At 67.9% G+C, this 14,096-nt stretch carries 13 protein-coding genes and 3 tRNA genes; 14 read left to right on the top strand and 2 right to left on the bottom strand.

Annotation, left to right across the window (positions count from 1 at the left end; translation table 11 throughout):
* Positions 1-116 precede the first annotated feature (116 nt).
* The 3 genes from glnT (at position 117) to ACOGW9_RS07735 (ending at position 3,509) form a co-directional block, all read left to right on the top strand.
* Complete coding sequence (gene glnT, locus ACOGW9_RS07745; protein ID WP_419909981.1) at positions 117-1,496, top strand: type III glutamate--ammonia ligase; 1,380 nt, start codon at positions 117-119, stop codon at positions 1,494-1,496.
* Between the two features lie 12 nt (positions 1,497-1,508).
* Positions 1,509-2,141, top strand: a complete 633-nt coding sequence (locus tag ACOGW9_RS07740) for a cysteine dioxygenase (RefSeq protein ID WP_419909979.1) — start codon at positions 1,509-1,511, stop codon at positions 2,139-2,141.
* 99 nt (positions 2,142-2,240) lie between these two features.
* Positions 2,241-3,509: a rhodanese-like domain-containing protein gene (locus tag ACOGW9_RS07735; protein WP_419909977.1), complete on the top strand. Its 1,269-nt coding sequence runs from the start codon at positions 2,241-2,243 to the stop codon at positions 3,507-3,509.
* Here the strand turns inward: ACOGW9_RS07735 and ACOGW9_RS07730 are convergent.
* Positions 3,506-4,384 (bottom strand): LLM class F420-dependent oxidoreductase, encoded by an 879-nt coding sequence (locus ACOGW9_RS07730; RefSeq protein WP_419909975.1) that lies wholly within the window; start codon positions 4,382-4,384, stop codon positions 3,506-3,508. The two genes, ACOGW9_RS07735 and ACOGW9_RS07730, sit on opposite strands and share 4 nt — an antisense overlap.
* Before the next feature lie 130 nt (positions 4,385-4,514).
* On the opposite strand from ACOGW9_RS07730, the gene ACOGW9_RS07725 reads away from it, so the two are divergent.
* Positions 4,515-5,429 (top strand): 1,4-dihydroxy-2-naphthoyl-CoA synthase, encoded by a 915-nt coding sequence (locus tag ACOGW9_RS07725; protein ID WP_419909973.1) that lies wholly within the window; start codon positions 4,515-4,517, stop codon positions 5,427-5,429.
* A gap of 14 nt (positions 5,430-5,443) precedes the next feature.
* Here the strand turns inward: ACOGW9_RS07725 and ACOGW9_RS07720 are convergent, their stop codons facing one another.
* Complete coding sequence (locus ACOGW9_RS07720) at positions 5,444-5,956, bottom strand: N-acetyltransferase family protein (protein ID WP_419909971.1); 513 nt, start codon at positions 5,954-5,956, stop codon at positions 5,444-5,446.
* Positions 5,957-6,041: 85 nt separating this feature from the next.
* Here ACOGW9_RS07720 and ACOGW9_RS07715 point away from each other — a divergent pair.
* The 10 genes from ACOGW9_RS07715 to ACOGW9_RS07670 all read left to right on the top strand — a co-directional run bounded on the left by ACOGW9_RS07715 (position 6,042) and on the right by ACOGW9_RS07670 (position 14,096).
* Positions 6,042-6,114, top strand: a tRNA-Thr gene (locus ACOGW9_RS07715).
* 155 nt (positions 6,115-6,269) lie between these two features.
* Positions 6,270-6,343 (top strand) — tRNA-Met (locus ACOGW9_RS07710).
* Positions 6,344-6,450: 107 nt separating this feature from the next.
* Positions 6,451-6,524, top strand: a tRNA-Trp gene (locus ACOGW9_RS07705).
* A gap of 82 nt (positions 6,525-6,606) precedes the next feature.
* Complete coding sequence (gene secE, locus ACOGW9_RS07700) at positions 6,607-6,915, top strand: preprotein translocase subunit SecE (protein WP_419909969.1); 309 nt, start codon at positions 6,607-6,609, stop codon at positions 6,913-6,915.
* Positions 6,916-6,935: 20 nt separating this feature from the next.
* A complete protein-coding gene (nusG, locus tag ACOGW9_RS07695; protein WP_419909967.1) occupies positions 6,936-7,724 on the top strand; it encodes a transcription termination/antitermination protein NusG in 789 nt (262 codons plus the stop codon).
* Positions 7,725-7,768: 44 nt separating this feature from the next.
* On the top strand, positions 7,769-8,221 hold the full coding sequence (gene rplK / locus ACOGW9_RS07690; protein ID WP_419909965.1) for a 50S ribosomal protein L11: 453 nt from the start codon (positions 7,769-7,771) through the stop codon (positions 8,219-8,221).
* A 28-nt stretch (positions 8,222-8,249) separates the two neighbouring features.
* On the top strand, positions 8,250-8,936 hold the full coding sequence (gene rplA / locus ACOGW9_RS07685) for a 50S ribosomal protein L1 (protein WP_419909963.1): 687 nt from the start codon (positions 8,250-8,252) through the stop codon (positions 8,934-8,936).
* Between the two features lie 291 nt (positions 8,937-9,227).
* Positions 9,228-9,821, top strand: coding sequence for a 50S ribosomal protein L10 (rplJ, locus tag ACOGW9_RS07680; protein ID WP_419909961.1), 594 nt, complete (start codon positions 9,228-9,230; stop codon positions 9,819-9,821).
* Positions 9,818-10,210, top strand: a complete 393-nt coding sequence (gene rplL, locus ACOGW9_RS07675) for a 50S ribosomal protein L7/L12 (protein ID WP_419909959.1) — start codon at positions 9,818-9,820, stop codon at positions 10,208-10,210. Before rplJ ends, rplL begins: the two co-directional genes overlap by 4 nt.
* Positions 10,211-10,466: 256 nt before the next feature.
* Positions 10,467-14,096: a DNA-directed RNA polymerase subunit beta gene (locus tag ACOGW9_RS07670; protein WP_419909957.1), complete on the top strand. Its 3,630-nt coding sequence runs from the start codon at positions 10,467-10,469 to the stop codon at positions 14,094-14,096.

The raw sequence follows: 14,096 nt of genomic DNA, 5'->3' as shown, positions 1-14,096 counted from the left end.
GCGGCCAGATGCCTGCACGGTCCATCCGGGCTGATCGGTTTCGTTGACTACTGTGCGCGCGGGGGCATGGCCGACGATCTGACGGCCTCGATCCGAACACGCCGGGGGGGCGAATCATGAGCAGCGCGATCGACGCACTCGAAGAAATCCGAGCCAAGACCGAGGCCGACGGCGTGGAGTTCATCTACGCCATGTTCGTGGAGATGCACGGCAAGCCGTGCGCCAAGCTGGTGCCGGTCAGCGCGCTGGAGGGCTTGTTGAGCGACGGCGCCGGCTTTGCCGGTTTCGCCGCAGGCCCGATGGGCCAGGATCCCTCCAGCCCCGACATCCTGGCCCTGCCCGACCCGGCGTCGTACACCCAGCTGCCGTGGCAGCCAAACGTGGCCGCCATGCAGTGCGATCCCACCGTGGAGGGCGAGCTGTGGCCCTATGCGCCGCGGGTGATCCTGCGCCGGGCGCTGGAGGCAGCGGCCGAGCGCAACCTGGTGCTCAAGTGCGGCGTGGAGGCCGAGTACTCGCTGGTGGTGCGCAACGAGGACGGCTCGTTGGCCGTGGCGGACGAGCGCGACAACCTGACACTGCCCTGCTACGACGCCCGGGGACTCACCCGGATGCTGCCGCACCTCGAAGCGGTGTCGAAGAACCTCGATGCCATGGGCTGGGGCAACTACGCCAACGATCACGAGGACGCCAACGGACAGTACGAGCAGAACTGGCTGTACTCCGACGCCCTCACCACCGCCGACCGGCTGATCCTGTTCCGGCTGATGGTGCACACGCTGGCCCAGCGCGACGGCCGTTACGCCACGTTCATGCCCAAGCCGTTCGCCGACAAGACCGGCAACGGGCTGCACACCCACCTGAGCCTGTGGACCGCTGACACCGATGATCCGCTGTTCATCGGCGGCACCGCCGGCGGGCCCGACACCAAGGGCCTGGGCCTCAGCGAGCTGGCCTACCAGTTCGTGGGCGGGCTGCTGCGCCACGCCCGCTCGCTGGTGGCGGTGGTGTGCCCGATCGTCAACTCCTACAAGCGCATGGGTGTGGGTGCGCCCACCTCGGGGGCCACCTGGGCGCCGGCCTATGCGGCGTACGGCGGCAACAACCGCACCCAGATGATCCGCATCCCCGAGCCCGACCGGATCGAGATCCGCCTCGGCGACGGGGCCGCCAACCCGTACCTGATGTTCGCTGCGTACCTGGCCTGCGGGCTCGACGGCATCGACAACGGCATCGACCCGGGCGCGCCCAACATGGACAACCTGCATGCCATGTCTGCCGAAGACGTGGCGGCGAAGGGGATTGCGGTGCTGCCGCCCACGCTGCTGCACGCCGCCGAGGAGCTCGAGGGATGCGAGGTGCTCGCCGCAGGGCTCGGCGACACCGCCGAGGGCCCCTACCGCGACTACTTCGCACAAACCAAGAAGGCGGAATTCCTGGCCCACCACAGCGTCGTCACCGCCGGCGAGGTCGACCAATACCTCACCCTGTTCTGAGAGGATGAACCCATGAGTGCATCGGACGCCGGGGAGAAGAGGGCGGCCGAGCGGGCCGCAGCGGTCGCGGACGCGATGGAGGACATTGCCAAGATCGATGCGCATGGCCGCGAGCACGGCGGCATCGACCGGGCCGGCATCGCCCGCATCAAGGAGCGGCTGCTGGAGCTGGCCACCCACGAGCACCTGTTCCCGGCGGAGGACTTCCCGGCGCCCGACGGCGAGCGCGGCTCGCACAACTACCGCCTCGCCCAGAACGATGACGGCACGCTGGCGCTGTATGTCCAGAGCGTGGGCGAAGGCACGTCGGCCCCGCCGCATGAGCACCTCACTTGGGCGGTCATCGTGGGCATGCGCGGCCGGGAGCTGAATCGCTTCTACGACTGCTGTGCCGGCGAAGGCGAGCCGCACGTTGAGCGAGAGACCCTGGTCGAGCGCGGCACCGGCGTGGCGATGCTGGGCCACGACGTGCACTCGATCCACATCGAGGGCGCCTCGACCAACTTCCACTGCTACGGCCTGGCGATGGAGAACATGATCGGTCGCCGGTACTGGAATGCCGACGAAGGCGAGTGGCGGGTCTTCGCCGACTCGAGCAGCATCGTCGAGGCCCGCCCGGGCTATCCAGCGACGGCCGCTGCCTGAGCCACTCGGACACGGTCGGGTGGCGGCGCGTTCGCTGGGCGACGGCTGTTGGCCGAGCCGTTCCCGGGTGCGGCGTGCCGCGGTTGTGAAGGAAGAGTGATGGCCGACGTTCGCACGATCACAGCGGCTGAGCTGGTGGAGCGGCATCGCGGCCTGCTGCGCGGCAACGGCACTGAGCTGGCACTGGTGGATGCTCGCGAGCCGACCGAGTTCACCCAGCGGCACCTGCTGTACGCAGCGAACCTGCCGCCAAGCCACGTGGGCCTCGAAGTGGCCGCGCGCATCCCGCGGCTGGGCACGCCGGTCGTGGTGTGCGATGACGGCGGGGGACAGGCCGCGGCTGTCGCCCTGGAGCTCACGGTGCTGGGCTACACCGACACGGCGGTGCTCGACGGCGGTATCGATGCGTGGGCGGCAGCGGGCGGCGAGCTGTACTCGGGCATCAACGTGCCGTCCAAGCTGTTCGGCGAGCTGGTCGAGGAGCACTTCGGCACGCCGCACGTGACGGCGAGCGAGCTGGCGGGCTGGCTGGCCGACGGCCGCGACTTGGTGGTGGTGGACTCGCGCACCCGCCGCGAGTTCAACCGCATGAGCATCCCGACCGGCCGGTCGTGCCCCGGCGGTGAGCTGGTGCGCCGGGTGGGCGACCTGATCGACGACGGCACCACGGTCGTGGTGAATTGTGCCGGGCGGACCCGCAGCATCATGGGCGCGCAGTCGCTGCGTTCGGCCGGGCTACCCAACGCCGTGTACGCGCTGAAGGACGGCACGATGGGCTGGGAGCTGGCCGGTCTCGAGCTGGAACATGGCCGCGACGAGCTGGCCCCCGAACCGAGCGAGGCCGGTCGAGCCCAGGCCGCGGTGGCGGCGCAGGCCGTGGCAGAACGTTGCGGGGTTCGCACGATCGACCGCTCCCAGCTCGACGGCTGGCTCGCCGATGACGGCCGCACGACCTACTTCATGGACGTGCGCACGCCCGAGGAATTCGCCGCTGGGCACCTGCCGGGCGCGACCGGTGCGCCTGGCGGCCAGTTGGTGCAGGCAACCGACGAGTACCTGGCGACTCGAGGGGCCCGGGTCGTGCTGGCCGACGGCGACGGCATCGGCGCCACCATGACCGCGTCATGGCTCGTCCAGATGGGCTGGGACGCCTGCGTGCTGGAGCCGGGTTGGCTCGACGATGCCCAGCTCGTCGAGAGTGCCGCGGACGAGACCGCGGCCGCGATCCGCTCACGCCAGCCGCCGCTGCCCTACGACCCCGCCGACGCCGAGGTGGCACGAGCCGCCATGGAGGCCTACCTGGTCTGGGAAGTCGCCCTGCCCGACCAGTACGCCCGCGACGACCTCGTCGAATTCCGTTTCTGCTAGAGGTCGGCGAAGCGCTCGATGGTTTCGGCCCAGCCGCTGGCGTCGTCGGGCGTCGCGATGACGGTCTGCAGCCCTGCCATCGGTGACACGGGTACCGCGATCCGGCTGACGCCGCGGCGGGCCAACTCAGGGATCTCGTCGAGGTCGTTGGGCAACTGAACGGTGATCTCGAGCGCGTCGGGATCGCGGCCGTGCTCGGCGGCGGTCTGGCGCGCGAGGTCGATGAGGTCCCATGGGGCGCCGCGCGCCGGGAAGTAGCCATCGCCGAGGCGTCCGGCTCGCCGGGCCGCGACCCTGGAATCGCCGCCCACGATGATCGGCACCGAGCCGTTCACCGGCTGGGGCCGGCAGTACGCCGCGTCGAAGTTCACGAACTCGCCGTGGAACGTGGGCCGATCAGCCGACCACAGCTCGCGCATCGCGGCCACGTACTCGTCGGTGCGCGGGCCTCGGTCGTCGAAGTGATCGCCGACGCCGATGGCCTCGAACTCCTCGCGCATCCAGCCCACGCCGATGCCCAACAGCACCCGGCCGCCCGACATGTGGTCGAGCGTGGCGATCTGCTTGGCGCACACCACCGGGCTGTGCTGGGGCACGATCAGGATGCCGGTGCCGAAGTTGATGGTGGACGTGACGCCCGCCATGTAGGCCATCCACATCAGCGGATCGGGCAGCAGCAGATCCTCGACGCCGCCGGCCATCTTGCCGTCGGGGCTGTAGGGGTACTGCGACTGGTAGCCCGACGGGATCACGGTGTGCTCCACCGTCCATGCCGACTCGAATCCGGCCGCCTCGCCCGCCTGCACCAGTTCGGCGGCGAGCGCGGTGTCGGTGGCGAATCGGCCCGTGTTGCAATACCTGAGCCCGAATTTCATGTCGCAGTCCCTTCAGTGCGGCCCCGTCGGTGGGCACCGAGCCCGCAGTCTCGCGCGCCGCACCGCTCGTTGACCGGTGCGGCGCCTCGATCCAATACCGTGCCTCCAAGCCACTGGTCTCGGAGCACCTATGCCGTTCTTGCCACACGTCTCGGACATCTTCGACCCGTCTCGCTGGAGTGCGGTCGACGGGTTCGACTTCACCGACATCACCTACCACCGCAGCAACGAGCACGGCACGGTGCGCATCGCGTTCGACCGGCCCGATGTGCGCAACGCCTTCCGCCCGCACACCGTCGACGAGCTGTACCGGGCGCTCGACCATGCCCGCCAATCGCCCGACGTGGGCTGCATCCTGCTCACCGGCAACGGCCCCGCACCCGCCGACGGCGGCTGGGCGTTCTGCTCGGGCGGCGACCAGCGCATCCGCGGCAAGGACGGCTACCGCTACGCCGACGGGGAGACGGCTGCCGACATCGATCCGGCTCGCACCGGGCGGTTGCACATCCTGGAGTGCCAGCGGCTGATCCGGATGATGCCCAAGGTGGTGGTCTGCGTGGCGAACGGCTGGGCGGCAGGCGGCGGTCACAGCCTGCACGTGGTGTGCGACCTGACGATCGCCTCGGCTGAGCACGCCCGGTTCCGCCAGACCGACACCAACGTGGCCAGCTTCGACGGCGGCTTCGGCTCGGCCTATCTCGCCCGCCAGATCGGCCAGAAGAAGGCCCGCGAGATCTTCTTCCTCGGCCGCACCTACACCGCGCAGGAGCGGTTCGACATGGGCGACGTCAACGCAGTGGTGCCCCACGCCGAGCTGGAGTCTGTGGCGCTGGAGTGGGCGGCCGAGATCGTGTCGCGCTCACCCACCGCACAGCGCATGGCCAAGTTCGCGTTCAACTTGATCGACGACGGCCTGGTGGGCCAGCAGGTGTTCGCCGGCGAGGCCACCCGCCTGGCTTACGGCACCGACGAGGCCGCCGAAGGCCGCGACGCCTTCCTAGAAAAGCGCGACCCCGAATACGAGCAATTCCCCTGGCACTTCTGACCCGCGGCTCAGCCTCAGGCGGGACGGAGGCGCTGCATGAGGGTGACGTCGAGCCAGCGCCCGAACTTGCGACCCACCTCTCGCTCGACGCCGACGAGATCGAAGCCGTGCTTGGCGTGCAGCGCCACCGATGCAGCGCCGGCATCGGCGATCCGGGCGAAGACTGCATGGAAGCCGTGGTCGTCGGCGAGTGCCACGAGGTCGCCGAGCAGCAGGCTGCCCACGCCGCGCCCCTGGTGGTCGCGATGCACGTAGATGGAGTCCTCGACGCTGGTCGAGTACGCCGGGCGGGTGCGGTAGGGCGACAGGCAGGCCCAGCCCAGCACGGTGCCGTCGGGCTCGGCATCGTCGTCGCCGGGCACCGCGACGAGGCATGGGTAGGCGCCCGAGTGCTCCCGCATCCAGGCGGCTTGCTCGGTCGATGAGCGGGGCACCATGTCGAACGTGGCCGTGCCCTCGGTGACCTCGCGGTTGTAGATCTCCGCGATCGCATCGGCGTCGGCCATCGTGGCCAGCCGGGTTCGCATGGCAGCGAAGCTACCGAAGGGCCACGGATACACTCCGGACCCCACACTGTTCGGCGCACATCGCTGGCGATGGCGCACGAGCGTTGCCCCGTTAGCTCAGTAGGCAGAGCACAGCCATGGTAAGGCTGGTGTCGCCGGTTCGATTCCGGCACGGGGCTCGCCGCTACCCTGCGGCACAATTCGGCGGGATAGCTCAGTTGGTCAGAGCGCACGGCAGCGGCGGCCGCTTGCGGTCGCCGCATTGGACGCAGCATCGTGAGGTCCTGGCTGCAGGCGTTGTTGGTGCGGTCAGTAGGCTGCAATGCGATTTCTTGGCGGGATAGCTCAGTTGGTCAGAGCGCACGGCTCATAATCGTGAGGTCCTGGGTTCGAGTCCCAGTCCCGCTACCGCAAGCCCCTGGGACGCGACCCAGATGCCTGCCGGTAGCCTGTTCCGGCGGACATACAGCCCGCACCTGTGTCATACGCGCACCGCTTGCGGTACGCCAATGCCGAGGGCAGTAGCTCAATTTGGTAGAGCACCGGTCTCCAAAACCGGCGGTTGCGGGTTCGAGTCCCTCCTGCCCTGCGCTTCCGCCGCCCCGCTGAGCGCCAGCAGGGCGGATCAGCCACGCCCACACCCACGACAACCCAAGCCGGAGACATCCCCGATGGCCATGAACCGACGGACACGCCGTCACCTGCAGCGCCAGGGCGAGATGACGGCGGACGGCACACCCGCGGGCCGGCGCGAGCGGCGCCAGGCTCCCGCGGCATCGCCGACGACGGAACGGGCGGGACCGGCTCAGTTCGTAGGCGAGGTTCGCTCCGAGCTGAAGAAGGTCATCTGGCCGACCCGCTCCGAGCTCGTCAACTACTCGATCGTCGTCTTCATCACGATCGTGATCCTGACGGCGATGATCGCAGGATTCGACTGGATTCTTGGCGAGGCTGTGCTGCGCCTCTTCGACGTGAACTGACCGAAACCGAGCTGACGAACATGAGTGATCTGACCGAAACCTCCACCGCACCCGAGTCCGACCCGATGGCCGCGGCTCGCCGCCTGCTGACGTCGCAATCCGCGACCACCCTGGCCCCGCCAGCCGCCGAGGCCGCAGACGACACCGGCGCAGTCGAGAGCGTCGACGAGCCCGCGGCCGAGGGCGCCCTCGCCGACGTGCTCACCGAGGACGAACTGCTCGCCCCCGCCGAGCCCGAGCCCGAGCCGAAGCGTGTATCGCCCTATGACCGGCCCGGCCGCTGGTTCGTGGTCCACACCCAGTCGGGCTACGAGAAGAAGGTCAAGCAGAATCTCGAAGCCCGGATCGGCACCTTTGACATGGAGGACCAGATCCACGAGGTCGCGATCCCCATGGAGGACGTGATCGAGTTCAAGGCCGGCCGCAAGGTGGTTGCCAAGAAGAAGGTGTTCCCGGGATACCTGCTGATCCGCTGCCGCCCGAGCGATGAGGCCCACCACATGATTCGCAGCACGCCGGGTGTCACGGGCTACGCCGGGCCCGGCGGCAAGCCCTCGCCGCTGCGCCGCAGGGAGGTCGAGGCGTTCTTGGCAGAGCCCGACGAGGGGCCCGAGATGCCGCGCCGCACCAAGCCGTCGATGATCTTCGAGATCGACGAGAGCGTGCGCATCAAGGAGGGTCCGTTCTCGGACTTCCAAGGTCAGGTGATCGAGATCAACGAGGAACAGCTCAAGGTCAAGGTGCTGGTGAACATCTTCGGCCGGGAGACTCCCGTCGAGCTCGACTTCGTTCAAGTCGCAAAGATCTGAGCTGCAGCCCCAGCGCAGACTCACCCCAGATTCAGGAGCACAACATGGCAGACAACGCAGCACGGGCACCGAGGCGCAAGCGTGTCGCTGCAGTCGTCAAGATCCAGATCCCCGCGGGCCAGGCCTCGCCCGCGCCGCCGGTGGGCACCGCCTTGGGCCCGCACGGCGTGGCGATCATGGACTTCTGCAAGGACTACAACGCCAAGACCGAGAGCCAGCGAGGCACCATCGTGCCGGTCGAGATCACGATCTTCGAGGACCGCTCGTTCACCTTCATCACAAAGACGCCGCCGACGTCGGTGCTGCTGCGCCAAGCTGCCGGGCTCACGAAGGCCGCCGAGAACCCCGGTCGCGAGACGGTGGCTCACGTCACCGAGTCCCAGGTCGCCGAGATCGCGCAGGTCAAGATGGTTGACCTCAACGCCCGTGACATCGAGGCCGCCAAGCTGCAGGTGATCGGCACCGCACGCTCGATGGGCATCGAAGTCGCCGGCTGAGCTGGCCCGCGCTACAGGAGAGTCTCAGATGGCAGGAAAGAAGTACGCGGACGCCACTCGCCGCTACGACCGGCAGATGATGCACGAGCCGGCCCAGGCGATCGACATGGTGAGGACATTCGCCACCGCCAAATTCGACGAATCGGTCGAGTTGTCGGTCCGCCTCGGCGTCGATCCGCGCAAGGCCGACCAGATGGTCCGAGGCACTGTCGCACTGCCCTCGGGCACCGGCGGCGACGTGCGCGTTGCGGTGTTCGCACAGGGCGACGCGGCTGCGGCAGCCTCCGAGGCGGGCGCCGACATCGTGGGCGGTGCCGATCTCGCGGAGCGGGTCGAGGCCGGATACACCGAATTCGATGTGGCCATCGCAACGCCGGACATGATGGGCGTGGTGGGCCGCTTGGGCAAGGTGCTTGGCCCGCGGGGGCTCATGCCCAATCCCAAGTCGGGCACGGTGACCCCCGATGTCGGCAAGGCCGTCGGCGAGTTCAAGGGCGGCAAGGTGGAATACCGCACCGATCGCTACGGCAACGTGCACCTCGCAATTGGCAAGGTCAGCTTCTCGGCCGAAGACTTGAATGCGAACCTCGCGGCGGTCATGGACGAGCTCACTCGTGCGCGGCCCGCCAGCGCCAAGGGGCGCTACGTCCGCAAGATGGTGGTTTCCTCGACGATGGGTCCCGGAGTTCAGATTGACCCCGCCGACTTCGGCTGATCGCGGCGGTTGGACACAACTGCGACCGCCGGTAGCGTTCTGGCTTCTACAACCTGCTCGCCGTAGATCTCCGGTGGCTCCGGCCTGAAATCGGCCCCGTCTGAACCCAGTTCAGGAGCTTGCTCGACTTGAGCAAGCGGCACGGGTCGAGCCTGACGAGGCGGACTGGCTTCCTGTGCGCGTCAGCGTCGGGGTGCGGTTCTGTCTGGTCTGCGGACCGGCGCCCGATCCGGGGCCGGGAGCAACTACCCGCCCGACAACGACGACTCTCACCAACCAGGAGGTCCCCGAGTGCCCGCAGCCACTGCAGCGCCCCCACGACCGCCGCGGGCCGACAAGGTGGCGGTCGTCGACGAGGTGCGCGAGCGATTCGCCGAGGCCGAGGCGGTGCTGTTCACCGAATACCGAGGCCTTGACGTGACTGAGATGGCCGACTTGCGCGGTCGTCTCATTGATGCCGACTGCCGTTACAAGATCTTCAAGAACACGCTGGTCCGCCGTGCGCTCACCGACGATGCCCCCGACGGGGTCATGGAGCTGCTGCTGGGCCCGACAGCGCTGGCCTTCTGCGGCAAGGATCCCTCCGCGGCGGCCAAGGCCCTGCGCACGTTCGCGGACGAGCACGAAGCCTTGGTCATCAAGGGCGGCATCCTGGCCGGCACCCTGCTCAGCGACGGCCAGGTGCGCGACCTCGCCGACCTGCCGTCGCGCGACGAGCTCATGGCCCAGATGCTCGGAGTGCTCGCTGCGCCGCTGGGCTCACTCGCCTCGATGATGAGCAACCTCATCGGCGAGATGTCCGGCCTCGTACAAGCCCTGATCGATCGAAGCCCAACAGACCCAACAGACCCAGCCGCCCCTACAGACACGGAGAACAACCAGTGAGTACATCCACCGAAGAGATCCTCGACGCCATCGGCAACATGACGGTGCTCGAGCTGGTCGAACTGAAGAAGGCGTTCGAAGAGCGCTTCGACGTCACCGCAGCGGTGGCGGCCCCGATGATGGTGGCAACGGGAGCCGTTGCTGCCGACGGCGAGGGCGAAGCCGCCGAGGACGCCGTCGACGAGGTGACCGTCACGCTCACTGCAATCGGCGACAAGAAGGTCCAGGTCATCAAGGAGGTCCGCTCGCTCACGAGCCTCGGCCTCAAGGAGGCCAAGGACCTCGTCGAGGCGGCGCCGAAGGCCGTGCTCGAGGGCGTTCCCAAGGCCGACGCCGACAAGGCCAAGGAGGCCCTCGAAGCAGTCGGCGCCACCGTCGAAGTCGCCTGATCCATCACGGCCACCTCCAACGCAGCCCGGGCGTCGCAGTTGTGGCGCCAGCGGGGTCCCCGATAGCGTTGATCCAGCCGTGGCACAGGTGGCCTCTTTTCTCGCGCACCCCACCAGTCCCCAGCATCGAGACCGAGCGTTGAGGTCACTGATCGCTGCGGACCCTCGCGACTGCGCGCGCCTCCAACCCCCCGTTGGTTGCCACCGGCAGTCGCCCGCGACCCATCCCGCACAACTGAACCACTAGGAGAGTCCGTTGTCGTCTCGTGTCGGCCGCGAACGCTATTCGTTCGGCAACCTCGACGAAGTCCTGGAACTCCCGGACCTCGTGTCGATCCAGAAGGATTCCTTCCAACGTTTTCTCGACGTCGGACTCGCAGAGACCTTCGCTGATATCAGTCCCATCAGCGACTTCGGTGGGCACCTGCAGCTGGTCTTCTCATTCGATCCGCACGATGAGGACCTTCGTCCCCCGCCCAAGTTCTCGGTGGAGGAATGCAAGGAACGCGACATGACCTACTCGGCGCCGATCTTCGTGCGCGCCGAGTTCAAGAACGCCCACACCGGCGAGGTCAAGGCGCAGACCGTGTTCATGGGCGACTTCCCGATGATGACCCCCAAGGGCACGTTCATCATCAACGGCACCGAGCGCGTGGTGGTCAGCCAGCTCGTGCGATCGCCGGGTGTGATTTTCCAGCCCGGCGAGCGATACCGGCTGCGCAACATGTCCAAGCACCAGCTCGTGACCGCGACCATTCACCCCTACCGCGGCGAGTGGATCGAGTTCGACGTCGAGCACAAGCCGGGCAAGGACCCCACCGCCGGCAGCCGTGTCGCCCGCAAGCGCCGGCTCAGCATCTTCTCGCTGCTGCGGGCGCTGGGCTATGGCGAGGACCGCTACCCCGGGCTGCTCGAGCGCTTCGTCGAGCACTTCGACTTCCTCGAGCCGCAGTGGGAGAAGGACCGCCTGGTCGCACCGTCACAGGAAGAGTCGGTCATCGAGCTGTACAAGCGAGTGCGTCCCGGCGAGATGGCCACCGCCGATGCGGCCAACAACTACTTCCAGAACGCCTTCTTCGACGATCGTCGCTACTCGCTGTCCAAGGTGGGCCGCTACAAGCTGAATCGCAAGCTGGGCCCTGAGCTGGACCGCGTGGCCGAGCTGTTCGACCTGGACTTCGTCGACGCTGACGATGCGCGCGCAGTGGACCATCCCGAGCTGATCCGGCCCGATCCCGAGTCGACAGTGCTCACCCGCAGCGAGGTGCTCGCCACCGCCAGCTATCTGCTGCATCTGGCCAACGCCGAGCCCGGCTACCGGCTCGACGACCAGGATCACTTCGCCAACCGTCGCATCCGCTCGGTGGGCGAGCTCATCCAGAACCAGGTGCGCATCGGGCTGAGCCGCATGGAGCGGGTGGTGCGCGAGCGCATGACCACCCAGGACGTCGAGGCGATCACGCCACAGACGCTCATCAACATCCGGCCGGTCGTGGCGGCCACCAAGGAGTTCTTCGGCACCAGCCAGCTCAGCCAGTTCATGGACCAGGTGAACCCGCTCTCAGGGCTCACCCACCGCCGTCGCCTGTCCGCGCTGGGCCCGGGCGGCCTGTCGCGTGAGCGTGCCGGCTTCGAGGTGCGCGACGTGCACTTCAGCCACTACGGCCGCATGTGCCCCATCGAGACGCCCGAGGGTCCCAACATCGGGCTCATCGGAGCGCTCGCCACGTTTGCCCGCGTCAACGAGTTCGGCTTCATCGAGTCGCCCTACCGGGTCATCAAAGACGGCAAGGCGACCCACGAAGTGCGCTACCTGACCGCGGACGAGGAAGAGGAGTTCGTGGTCGCGCAGGCCAACGCGCCGCTGAATCCCGACGGCTCGTTCCGCAACCCCCGCGTGCTGGTCCGCAAGAGCCCCCAAGGCGCCAGCCTCGAGGATCTGCGGCTGCAGATGGAGCGCGACACCTACTTCGCGGCCACCACCGAGATCAGCTACGTGCCGGCGTCGGAAGTCCAGCTCATGGACGTCTCGCCGAAACAGATCGTGTCGGTGGCCACCGCGCTGATCCCGTTCCTCGAGCACGACGACGCCAACCGGGCGCTCATGGGCGCCAACATGCAGCGCCAGGCAGTGCCCCTGCTGCGGGCCGAGGCCCCCTACATCGGCACCGGCATCGAGGGGCTGGCCATGGCCGACGCCGCCGAGATGGTGCTGTCGGAGACCGACGGCGTTGCGACCGACATCACCGGCGATCAGGTCGTGCTCGAATCCGCCGACGGCGACGAGCACGTGTACCCGCTGCTCAAGTTCCGGCGCTCCAACCAGGACACCTGCATCAACCAGAAGGCATTGGTCCGCCCCGGCGACAAGGTGTCGGTCGGCCAGGTGATCGCCGACGGTCCCTCCACCGACCACGGCGAGCTGGCACTGGGCAAGAACCTCCTCGTGGCCTACATGGCGTGGGAGGGCTACAACTTCGAGGACGCCATCATCCTGTCCGAGCGTCTGGTGAAGGACGACGTGCTCACGTCGATCCACATTCACGAGTACGAGATCGATGCACGCGACACCAAGCTGGGGCCCGAGGAGATCACCCGGGACATCCCCAATCTGGCCGACGACATCCTCGCCGACCTCGACGAGCAGGGCATCGTGCGCATCGGCGCCGAAGTCGAGCCGGGTGCGGTGCTGGTCGGCAAGGTCACCCCCAAGGGCGAGACCGAGCTCACCCCCGAGGAGCGGCTGCTGCGTGCCATCTTCGGCGAGAAGGCCCGCGAGGTACGCGACACCTCGCTCAAGGTGCCTCACGGCGAGAACGGCGTGGTCACCGACATCCGGGTGTTCAGCCGCGACGCCGACGACGAGCTGCCGCCTGGCGTGAACCAGCTCGTGCGCGTCTATGTGGCCCAGAAGCGCAAGATCAGCGTGGGCGACAAGCTGGCCGGACGCCACGGCAACAAGGGTGTGATCTCGAAGATCCTGCCGGTCGAAGACATGCCGTACCTGGCTGATGGCACCCCGGTGGACATCATCCTGAGCCCGCTGGGAGTGCCCAGCCGCATGAACGTCGGCCAGGTGCTCGAAGCGCACTTGGGGTACGCGGCCCGCTGGGGCTGGAAAGCGACCGACGCGAGCGGCAACGAGCAGATGGTCGGCGCCGAGCCCGTCAGCAACACTGCCCGCAAGACGCGGCCCACCACCCAGCCGTCGGTGTTCATCGCCACGCCGGTGTTCGACGGCGCCCGCTGGGACGAGGAGGAGGCCGCGGGCCGCCATCCCACCATCCAGCAGACGCTGGCGAACCTGCGTCCCGAGTCGGTCACCGGCGACAGGCTCATGACCGACACGGGCAAGACGACGCTCTACAACGGGCGCACGGGCGAGCCGTACGACGAGCCGATCATGGTGGGCTACAGCTACATCCTGAAGCTTGCCCACCTGGTCGACGACAAGATCCACGCCCGGTCCACCGGTCCGTACTCGATGATCACCCAGCAGCCGCTGGGCGGCAAGGCACAGTTCGGCGGCCAGCGCTTCGGCGAGATGGAGGTGTGGGCGCTTGAGGCGTACGGCGCTGCGTACTGCCTGCAGGAGCTGCTCACCATCAAGTCAGACGACGTGCTGGGCCGGGTGCGGGTGTACGAGGCGATCGTCAAGGGCGAGAACATTCCCGAGCCCGGCATCCCCGAGAGCTTCAAGGTGCTCATCAAGGAGATGCAGGCGCTCTGCCTCAATGTCGAGGTGATGTCGACGGCTGGCCAGCAGATCGACATTCAAGGCCTCGACGAGGACGTCTTCCGCGCCGAGGAGTCGCTGGGCATCGACATCAGCCGACCCGAACGCGGCAGCGACGAAGAAGACGAACTGCGCCGCCAGCGCGTCTGA

This window comes from Candidatus Poriferisodalis sp., from assembly GCF_965203655.1.
Classification (GTDB): Bacteria; Actinomycetota; Acidimicrobiia; order Acidimicrobiales; family Poriferisodalaceae; genus Poriferisodalis.
Note: the sequence above shows the minus strand (reverse complement) of the source record. Positions and strands in the feature narration are given on the sequence as shown.

Bases quoted from the DNA above. Each gene is read 5' to 3' on its own strand.
- glnT (WP_419909981.1), top strand. From the start codon at position 117: ATGAGCAGCGCGATCGACGCACTCGAAGAAATCCGAGCCAAGACCGAG.
- ACOGW9_RS07740 (WP_419909979.1), top strand. From the start codon at position 1,509: ATGAGTGCATCGGACGCCGGGGAGAAGAGGGCGGCCGAGCGGGCCGCA.
- ACOGW9_RS07735 (WP_419909977.1), top strand. From the start codon at position 2,241: ATGGCCGACGTTCGCACGATCACAGCGGCTGAGCTGGTGGAGCGGCAT.
- ACOGW9_RS07730 (WP_419909975.1), bottom strand. From the start codon at position 4,384: ATGAAATTCGGGCTCAGGTATTGCAACACGGGCCGATTCGCCACCGAC.
- ACOGW9_RS07725 (WP_419909973.1), top strand. From the start codon at position 4,515: ATGCCGTTCTTGCCACACGTCTCGGACATCTTCGACCCGTCTCGCTGG.
- ACOGW9_RS07720 (WP_419909971.1), bottom strand. From the start codon at position 5,956: ATGCGAACCCGGCTGGCCACGATGGCCGACGCCGATGCGATCGCGGAG.
- secE (WP_419909969.1), top strand. From the start codon at position 6,607: ATGGCCATGAACCGACGGACACGCCGTCACCTGCAGCGCCAGGGCGAG.
- nusG (WP_419909967.1), top strand. From the start codon at position 6,936: ATGAGTGATCTGACCGAAACCTCCACCGCACCCGAGTCCGACCCGATG.
- rplK (WP_419909965.1), top strand. From the start codon at position 7,769: ATGGCAGACAACGCAGCACGGGCACCGAGGCGCAAGCGTGTCGCTGCA.
- rplA (WP_419909963.1), top strand. From the start codon at position 8,250: ATGGCAGGAAAGAAGTACGCGGACGCCACTCGCCGCTACGACCGGCAG.